Here is a 3,037-nt window from a genome sequence, read left to right on the forward strand (position 1 = left end):
CGGAGCGCTGGAGGTCGGCAACGACCTGTTTGCCGAAAGCGGCTACCGGGGCACGAAGCGGGTCATCGACATTTCGGGCGACGGCCCCAACAACCAGGGTGCGCCGGTCAATCTGACCCGCGACGGGCTGATCAAGCAAGGCATCGTCATCAATGGCCTGCCGCTGATGACGCGAGGCGGTTTTTCCGGCGCCTACGACGTCAGCAATCTCGATCGCTACTACAGCGACTGCGTCATTGGTGGTCCCGGAGCCTTCATGATCCCGGTCAATGACTGGACGCAGTTTCCCGAAGCCATTCGCCGCAAGCTGGTGCTGGAACTCGCCGGTCCGGCCTCGCCGCAATGGGCGGCGGAAGAAGCCGCGCATCCGCCGGTGATATTGGCGCAGGAGAGGTCCACCACCGACTGTCTGGTCGGTGAGAAAATGTGGCGAAACCGCAGTTGGATGTTCGACAGCCGCTAAAGCTCTTCTCCGTTGAGCGTGATCTTTGGCCGAACCGGCTCCCATTCTTGCCCCCGCTGCCTACCTGTTCGGGCTTACGCTCCAGGCTTGCCTCCGCTACCGAAGCAGTGGCAAACTGGGCGGGCCGCGTGATCCAGCCAGGAGCGCGGCCAAACCGAGGAAACACCGATGAGACGTCTTGCCATCCTGACCGCAGTCGCGTCTGTGCTTTATGCCGACGTCGCCAGCGCCCAATACAACCAGGCTGCCTGCATCATGTTCGAGAACGGGAATTTTCGCGGGCGGTCCATCGGCATGGGTGCCGAGGATTCCGTAAATTTTCGTGGCGGCCAGTTCTGGAATGACCGTGTGTCGTCGGTGATCGTCCGCCGCGGCTGCACGCTCGTGGCCTATGAGGATTCTCGGATGGGCGGCCGCTCGATCGAGATCACGCGCAGGATCCGCAATTTGGGCGGTAGTGACTGGAACGACCGTATCTCCTCGGCGGAATGCACCTGCGACGACTACTGAGGTTCAGGCGGCGGAGCGCAGACCGGTTACGGGTCGGATCAGGCTGCCAGCAGCTGCTTGCGGTCGACGCGCTCTTGTTGCGGCGAGCGGGCGTAGAGTTCTCGGTAGCATTTGGAGAAATGCGAGGCCGAGACGAAGCCGCAGGCGACCGCCACCTCGACCACCGGCATCGACGACTGGATTAGCAGATGCCTGGCGCGGTCGAGCCGGATTTCCAGATAGTAGCGGGCAGGGGAGCGCCCCATCTCGGTGCGGAACAGCCGTTCGATCTGGCGGCGCGACAGGTCGACATGGTCGGCGATCTCGATCAGTGACAGCGGCTCCGACAGATTGCCCTCCATCAGTTCGATGATGGTCAGCACTTTCGAGTTCTGGACGCCGAGGCGGGCGCGAAGTGGCAGGCGCTGGCGGTCGGTGGGGCTGCGCACGCGGTCGGTCAGCACCTGCTCGCAGACGCGGTTGACGAGGTTCTCGTCAAAGTCGTCGCCGATCAGCTTCAGCATCATGTCGAGTGCGGCGGTGCCACCGGCGCAGGTGTAGATGTTCTGGTCGATCTCGAAGAGGTCGGCAAAGACGTTGGCCTTCGGGAACGCTTCGGAAAAGCCCGGCAGGTTCTCCCAGTGGATGGCGCAGCGCTTGTTGGACAGCAGGCCGGCGGCGGCGAGGATATGCGCGCCGGTGCACAGGCCGCCGACGGCGACGCCGCGATTGTATTCCTCGCGCAGCCAGGCGAAGGCGGACTTGTTCTGGTAGCGCTCGACATTGATGCCGCTGCAGACGATGGCCATGTTCGGCCGGTCGGGGCCTGCCATCTTCTTGCGCTCGTCCTCGAGCGAGGTGTTGACCGCGCATTCGACCCCGTTCGAGGCGCGCACCGGCTTGCCGTCGATGCTGGCGAGGCGCCAGCGATAGGCCTCGTAGCCGAGCATGCGATTGGCCGAACGCAACGGGTCGAGCGCGGTCGCAAAAGCGATCATGGTGAAATCGGGAATAAGGAAGAATACAAACGATCGCTTGATCGGATGCTTTACGGCGTTCAAGGGAACCTCACACAGCCATGGCGCGAACAGGATGTCGCGAATAGCATAGCGACATCAGGAAAAACCATGTCTGTCAATCGGCTACGCCGCTACGACGAGATTAAATTTGCGACATGGGTCGCAAACGGGCAATCGGCGTGCAGCGAGCCCTGGAAGTGGCACGAACTGTTCAAGGGACGGGCAACGTACTGCCTGCGCGCAAAACAAAAACGCCGCCTTGGCTGGAGCCAGGCGGCGTTACAGTTTTAAAGCAGCGGCAGGGATGCGCTGCCCCTAAAAATCTTCAGGCGACGAAGCCGAGGCGGGCCGCATTCATGGCGCCGGTCTGGCCGGGCATGGTGTTGGCGAGACGCTGACGCTCGAGGGCGGTGGTCAGGTTCATTTCGCGGCGGGCAAAGAGGCGTGCAAAAAGCTTCATAATCATCTCCATTTGTTGCTCAGACGGGTCGCCTTCGCTTGATGGAGTGGGGCAGCTCGTTTGCTGGCGCCGATATAGGCTTGTGTAAGCAGAAACTAAATCGCAAAAGCGAAGCGCTTGATATGAAATGCGACATCGGTTGCGACAGATTTGGGCAAGGTGCCCAAAATTTACGATTATTTACAAGGGATTAATTGAAAAGAGGGCTGCTATGCGGCTTTCTCATATGCGTCATGCGCTGGAAACATGGCTCTAAAAATTCATTTGAGTGCAAATAAAATAGAGAAGGCCTGCCGGGCGGTTTGCGCGGCAGGCCTTCAGCACATGGTACACACGATCTACTTTGCTCCAGCCCAGGATCCGACGCCGTTGCGAGTACCGGTCTTGGTATCGGAAGCTTCAGGCCAGCCGATGTCCTTCTGCAGTTCGATCGGCAGGGAGCGGATAGCGCGTTCAGTCTGGTAGCGGGCGCGCGCCGCGCTGAATTCGGTCGCGATGCGACCAAGGGACGACAGGATAGACATCTCTTTCTCCTTTGGGTTGGCGAGTGCCAGACAGCGAGTTGGCTACTGCGGGTTTGTTTCAACTTCATTTCGTGTCGAATGC

Annotated in this window: 5 protein-coding genes; 2 read left to right on the plus strand and 3 right to left on the minus strand. The window is 60.5% G+C overall.

Going from position 1 to position 3,037, the window contains the following annotated elements:
- Both EN939_RS27610 and EN939_RS27615 read left to right on the plus strand, forming a co-directional pair.
- Positions 1–463 (plus strand): DUF1194 domain-containing protein (locus EN939_RS27610; RefSeq protein WP_127270884.1); only part of this gene is annotated, 463 nt, incomplete at its 5' end.
- 168 nt (positions 464–631) lie between these two features.
- The gene (locus EN939_RS27615; RefSeq protein ID WP_023812325.1) at positions 632–973 is read left to right on the plus strand and encodes a peptidase inhibitor family I36 protein; all 342 of its coding nucleotides are present in this window, start codon (positions 632–634) and stop codon (positions 971–973) included.
- 38 nt (positions 974–1,011) lie between these two features.
- Here the strand turns inward: EN939_RS27615 and EN939_RS27620 are convergent, their stop codons facing one another.
- The 3 genes from EN939_RS27620 to EN939_RS27635 all read right to left on the minus strand — a co-directional run bounded on the left by EN939_RS27620 (position 1,012) and on the right by EN939_RS27635 (position 2,955).
- Positions 1,012–1,950, minus strand: coding sequence for a GlxA family transcriptional regulator (locus tag EN939_RS27620; RefSeq protein WP_348625597.1), 939 nt, complete (start codon positions 1,948–1,950; stop codon positions 1,012–1,014).
- A gap of 346 nt (positions 1,951–2,296) precedes the next feature.
- The gene (locus EN939_RS39760; protein WP_013531161.1) at positions 2,297–2,431 is read right to left on the minus strand and encodes a hypothetical protein; all 135 of its coding nucleotides are present in this window, start codon (positions 2,429–2,431) and stop codon (positions 2,297–2,299) included.
- Positions 2,432–2,769: 338 nt separating this feature from the next.
- Complete coding sequence (locus EN939_RS27635; RefSeq protein ID WP_032930657.1) at positions 2,770–2,955, minus strand: hypothetical protein; 186 nt, start codon at positions 2,953–2,955, stop codon at positions 2,770–2,772.
- Between the last annotated feature and the right edge of the window lie 82 nt (positions 2,956–3,037).

Source organism: Mesorhizobium sp. M7A.F.Ca.CA.002.05.1.1 (genome assembly GCF_003998335.1).
Classification (GTDB): Bacteria; Pseudomonadota; Alphaproteobacteria; order Rhizobiales; family Rhizobiaceae; genus Mesorhizobium.